The organism is Paenibacillus selenitireducens (assembly GCF_002021565.1).
Classification (GTDB): Bacteria; Bacillota; Bacilli; order Paenibacillales; family Paenibacillaceae; genus Paenibacillus_K; species Paenibacillus_K selenitireducens.
In genome coordinates this window covers 1-5,540 of record NZ_MSZX01000033.1, presented here as the reverse complement: position 1 = coordinate 5,540, position 5,540 = coordinate 1, and the positions used below count along the sequence as shown (strand labels likewise).

Annotated in this window: 6 protein-coding genes and 1 pseudogene; 2 read left to right on the top strand and 5 right to left on the bottom strand. The window is 42.4% G+C overall.

Translation table 11 applies throughout. The features are described 5' to 3' along the window. The 4 genes and pseudogenes from BVG16_RS32100 to BVG16_RS32085 form a co-directional block, all read right to left on the bottom strand. Positions 1–347 (bottom strand): annotated as a pseudogene (locus BVG16_RS32100) (extracellular solute-binding protein); the annotation flags it as partial. A 103-nt stretch (positions 348–450) separates the two neighbouring features. Beyond that, positions 451–1,332, bottom strand: coding sequence for a carbohydrate ABC transporter permease (locus BVG16_RS32095; RefSeq protein ID WP_078503262.1), 882 nt, complete (start codon positions 1,330–1,332; stop codon positions 451–453). A 15-nt stretch (positions 1,333–1,347) separates the two neighbouring features. Next, the gene (locus BVG16_RS32090) at positions 1,348–2,271 is read right to left on the bottom strand and encodes an ABC transporter permease (protein ID WP_233147241.1); all 924 of its coding nucleotides are present in this window, start codon (positions 2,269–2,271) and stop codon (positions 1,348–1,350) included. A gap of 33 nt (positions 2,272–2,304) precedes the next feature. Next, on the bottom strand, positions 2,305–2,490 hold the full coding sequence (locus tag BVG16_RS32085; RefSeq protein ID WP_078503260.1) for a hypothetical protein: 186 nt from the start codon (positions 2,488–2,490) through the stop codon (positions 2,305–2,307). A gap of 151 nt (positions 2,491–2,641) precedes the next feature. Between BVG16_RS32085 and BVG16_RS32080 the strand changes: the two genes are divergently transcribed. Together BVG16_RS32080 and BVG16_RS32075 are read left to right on the top strand one after the other, a co-directional pair. Further along, on the top strand, positions 2,642–2,992 hold the full coding sequence (locus tag BVG16_RS32080; RefSeq protein ID WP_078503258.1) for a helix-turn-helix domain-containing protein: 351 nt from the start codon (positions 2,642–2,644) through the stop codon (positions 2,990–2,992). Between the two features lie 275 nt (positions 2,993–3,267). Continuing rightward, positions 3,268–3,609 carry a helix-turn-helix domain-containing protein gene (locus tag BVG16_RS32075; RefSeq protein WP_078503256.1) on the top strand — a complete coding sequence of 114 codons (342 nt, stop codon included), beginning with the start codon at positions 3,268–3,270 and terminating at the stop codon, positions 3,607–3,609. 156 nt (positions 3,610–3,765) lie between these two features. Here the strand turns inward: BVG16_RS32075 and BVG16_RS32070 are convergent, their stop codons facing one another. Next, entirely contained in the window at positions 3,766–5,292 is a 1,527-nt protein-coding gene (locus BVG16_RS32070; protein WP_233147240.1) for an extracellular solute-binding protein, read from the bottom strand. Positions 5,293–5,540 lie beyond the last annotated feature (248 nt).

Sequence of the window (5,540 nt, the reverse complement as noted above, 5' to 3'; positions counted from 1 at the left end):
GTGAACTTAGGGTCGGGAAATCCCGTGTAATGGGTAATGTCAGCCAAATCGTTGGCCGCAATCGATGCTAGCAGTTTATCATTGTATTGAGCTGAAGGTATGGCCATCGGTTCATATTCAATATTCAGTTTTTCCTCCATCGCTTTCCATACTTCCGTTTTCTTCGGAGGATTATTGTACAGCGGGTACATCATGCTGATTTTTTGCTTTTTCTCCGGTGTAGTTGTCGTTGTTGTTCCTTCTTTTGATGCCGTTTCTTCCTTTTTACCTGTACACCCCATCACCGAACCTGCGAGTAACACAACGGCAAGGATACCCGCCATCGTCTTGAATCGTTTCTTACTCATGTTCAACTTCCCCTTTGTCTATGTAGATTTTTTGAAATATAGACAAGAACGATATCATGGCGAACACCGTTCCATATCCTGAATCTGGATTGAACACGTCTGCTTAGCCTTTAACAGAACCAAGCATAACGCCTTGGGCGAAATGTTTTTGCAAGAACGGATAGACAATCAGAATCGGTACGGTAGATACGACGATGGCTGCCATTTGAATGGTTGTTGGTATGATTTCTACACCTGATATGACACCTGCTTGTCCAATTAAGTCCTGCGTGGAACCCTGGAAGATCATTTGTCTTAGAAATACCTGCACCGTCCATAAAGATGGTTTGGTGATGTACAGTACAGCATTGAAAAATTGGTTCCAGTTGCCCACCGCATAGAACAGCGTAAAGGTTGCAAGAGCCGGCATCGATAAAGGAAGCACGATCTTAAACAACACGCCGAAGTTTCTGCAGCCGTCAATTCGCGCGGCTTCTTCCAATTCTTCAGGAATACTCTGAAAGAAATTTTTCAATATAATTAAATTAAAGGCGCTTATGGCGCCCGGTAAGATGAGCGACCACATCGAATTAAGCAGTCCAACGGATTTAACTAAGATATAGGTTGGAATCATTCCCCCGCCGAAGAGCATGCTGAACAGTACAAGAAACAGAATGAAACCTCGGCCCCCCAACCCTTTCTTGGATAAAGGATAGGCCATAAATGCGGTTAATATGAGATTGGTCAACGTTCCGATCACCGTAACCATCAATGTCACATAGATGGATCGGACAAAATTATCGTTAAATAGGATGGCTTCGTATGCATCCCATGACAACCGTTCCGGCCATAAGATAATGCCTCCGCGAAGCACCTGCTCAATAGGCGCTAACGAGGTAGCCAATATATAGATGAACGGGAACAACGTACACGATGATAGAATAAGAAGTAGAATGACATTCACGATACCTAACAGTTTGCTTCCCCATGTTTCCCCAATGCGCATGACGGTGAATCCTCCTTAATAAATGCCTTCTTCTCCTGCTTTTTTTGCGAGCCAGTTAGCCCCCATAATAAGCACAAGACCAATTACAGATTTGAATACACCGACAGCAACACCAAAGCTGAATCGCCCTCCCGAGAGGCCTTCCCGAAATACATAGGTTTCAAATACGTCGCCAACTTCATAGACGAGATCATTAAGCATGAGGAAGATTTGCTCAAAGCCGACATCCAGCACACTTCCTAGACGAAGAATGAATAAAATTACAATGGTACTTTTCATCGCAGGGAGCGTAATGTGCCAAAGCTGTCTCATTCGCCCCGCTCCATCCATGACAGAGGCTTCATATAGTTGGGGATCGACCCCTGCGAGGGCTGCCAAGAAAATAATGGTGCCCCATCCGACTTCCTTCCAGATGTTCTGCGATAGGATGAGAGTTCGGAACCAATCGGGATCGCTAAGGAAATTAATCGTGCTGCCACCGTTATGTGCGATCATTTGATTAATGAATCCGTTCTCAGGATTAAGTAGGAAGAATGTAATGGATCCGACAACAACCCATGAAATAAAATGCGGCAAATAGATAATCGTTTGTACGGTTTTTTTGAACCATTCTCTCCGCAGCTCGTTCAGCATTAATGCAATGATGATTGGCGCCGGGAAAAAGAATACGATGTTATAGAAACTAATCAGCAGTGTATTTCGGAGCAATCGCCAGAATCCGTCATAAGCAAACATGACAGAAAAATGTTTGAATCCTACCCACTGGCTCCCCGTCACACCTTGAAACGGACTATAATCCTGAAAAGCCATAATAATGCCAAACATCGGTACATACTTAAAAACGAGAAAAAAAGCTAAGCCAGGTAGCAGCATTACATAATACTCCCAGTTCGTGAACCAACCTTGGGCACGAGAACGCCTTGCTGTGACTCCATTCACTTTTACATCCCCCTTTATGACTTCTGCTCTCTCTTATTTCAAAAAACTAACTTGCGACGGTCTATTTATTTCCTCTCCTGTGGCGTAGCGGCACTTGGATTGTGCAAACCGTAATGTCTGTAACAGGGTTAAAGCATACTCCTGGGTAACCTCGTCCAACGTCAGAAACACATCGTTAAATTCAGCAATTTTATTCACCTGATTCTCGGGTTGTGTCATTTCCTCAACCTTCTTTCGTTATTCGTGTCATGAACACAATTTATCATGATCCTATTGAGTTGTCAACGCTTTTTTAATGGTATCTTTGTGTTGACTTTGTGTCTTTTGTGTTATAAAGTAAGTGCATCTAAATATAAGGAGGTTTCTCGAGTTGTACGAACGGATTAAAACCTTAAGAGAACATTTAGGCTTGTCCCAAAGAGAGTTCGGCGAGAAGCTAGGCGTTAGTAGGGATGTCATCAGTAATTTGGAATATAATCGAGTTCAACCGAAAGAACTATTACTCAAGCACATTTGCGAACTATACTCTGTACATGATAAATGGTTGCAAACCGGCGAAGGGGATATGTTTGTAGAAGGAAAACGTCAGAACAAGAAGCTTGATGAAGCCATTACTATATTTGAGAATTTACACCCTGACTTTCAGGATTACGCACTGGAACAGTTAAAGAAGCTATCGGAGTTGCAAACCAAGGGGCTAGGTTCCAGTCATCAGGAATAACGTTTTACGGACCATTTTCAAAACCATATGAAGAAGCCTTCAAAGCCACTTCAACGTGGTAGCGTAGGCTTCTTTTTCTGTGCTTTCAACACCTTGTCCATTGTGATTTTTGAGTGATCCAACTTGTGCAGTTATGATTTTGCGAATCGTGGAAATACTAATATATACCATTATACAATAAAATGATATTAATAGGTATGATTTTTGATATCTAAATGACAATGTATTGCTCAAGGTATTTTATCTACACTTTTTAATAGAGAGGTGTGGAATGGATGACGGATAAAGAAATACTTCTTCGGGTTGGAACTCGTATTCGCGAACTGAGGAAAGAAAAAGGCTTAACGCAGGAAGCTCTCGGAGAAAAAGGCGGATTTCACTTTTCATATGTCGGACAGATTGAGCGCGGTGAAAAGAACGTCGCTCTATTGAACCTTGCCAAAATTGCGGATGCATTAGGTGTAGATATATCACAGCTCTTTGCCCCGACCAATCGAGAACATAATGAAGAATCACAAGCCGATATTCAAGAAATCACCTATATGCTCAACCAACAAAATCCTCAAAAGATCGCCTTGGCGAAGAATGTGGTTAGAGAGATTTTTAATTATAAGTGAGGTCATGCCAAATCAAAGAAGCTTCCATCACTTCAGATGTGGGTAGGAAGCTTCTTTTTTCTGTGTTTCAGACAATTGCAGAGACTCTGAATATCCGAGATATTCGGGATATTATTGATCGTGTTGAAGTTGATGAATTGGATAAGAAGGCTCGATTTATTTATTTTGGTTCTTATACCATTCGTTTACTTCTTTTGTTAGTTCGTCTCCATCTTTAGCTTTCCATTCTTCAACGAACTTATCAAATGCTTCAATCGGCGCTACGCCAATTATGAGTTTAACCGATATTTCTTTTGAAATTCGATCAAGTTCAGCCAATTTCTCTACGACGGTGTCGGATGGCACATAAGTAATCGCGGGGCATACCACATCCAGTTCTTTAAGACCCGTCAAATTTTGCCGCTGAGCTTCTTGAATCTCGGCCGGTGCGTCCAATGCAATGGTGGTACCAAACGGATTATTAGAAATTTGCCATATTAGAGTATTGATACCTTCTTCACTATACTTATCGCCAATCATGGTAATCGTGCCGTCAGCATTTTTCGTATGATGGACGCCCTCGATCCCCATTTTCTTTAGATTGTGTGCTTCTTGGCTCATTTCCCAATCCAGCAATTCAATCGCTTTTTTCGCTTTTGCCTCATCGATCTGACTCGGAAGAACGAACTGCCCGAAGAATCCAGTACCGCCCGGATAACCGGTTGCCCCATTTGGTCCGACAGGTGGTCTAATCATAATTAATTCGGCTTTCGGATCGACCTTTTTCAAGTTAGTGACAAAACGATAATAATCACTTGTTTGTCCGCCAAGGAACAAGCCGGCTTTACCGCTCTCAAGCTTCTCCCACATTTGATTATCTTTCATAATCGTGAAATTTTGATCGATACCGCCTGCCTTATACAATTTATTCAGCCATGCGAGCGCCTCTTTCCGCTGTGGGGTAATCATTGAATTCATCAAGGTGCCATCTTCCATTTCCCTCCAACCACTCCCTGCATCGAATGCCAAGAAGATTGGATCAAGATGCCAGCCCATGGATTGATTTAAGATGATGCCCACTGTATCGTCTTTTCCATTTTGATCGGGATCTTCTTTGGCAAACTTCACAGCTACATCGTAAAATTCGTCCAATGTTTTAGGGATGGATAAGCCTAGAGCGTCCAACCAGTCCTTACGTATAATAACGGCTCGACCTGGAATTGCTGGACGCGGAATGCCATATATCTTCCCATCCACTTTGATATAGTCCCACATTTCTTGCGGTATATCTTTGATATATTTTGTATTTTTAATGAGTTCGTCTAATTGTAGAAAAGCTCCTTGCTTGGCATACGTGGTGAACTTAGGGTCGGGAAATCCCGTGTAATGGGTAATGTCAGCCAAATCGTTGGCCGCAATCGATGCTAGCAGTTTATCATTGTATTGAGCTGAAGGTATGGCCATCGGTTCATATTCAATATTCAGTTTTTCCTCCATCGCTTTCCATACTTCCGTTTTCTTCGGAGGATTATTGTACAGCGGGTACATCATGCTGATTTTTTGCTTTTTCTCCGGTGTAGTTGTCGTTGTTGTTCCTTCTTTTGATGCCGTTTCTTCCTTTTTACCTGTACACCCCATCACCGAACCTGCGAGTAACACAACGGCAAGGATACCCGCCATCGTCTTGAATCGTTTCTTACTCATGTTCAACTTCCCCTTTGTCTATGTAGATTTTTTGAAATATAGACAAGAACGATATCATGGCGAACACCGTTCCATATCCTGAATCTGGATTGAACACGTCTGCTTAGCCTTTAACAGAACCAAGCATAACGCCTTGGGCGAAATGTTTTTGCAAGAACGGATAGACAATCAGAATCGGTACGGTAGATACGACGATGGCTGCCATTTGAATGGTTGTTGGTAHGCTNDGRYANAGTATHNATSSGYAS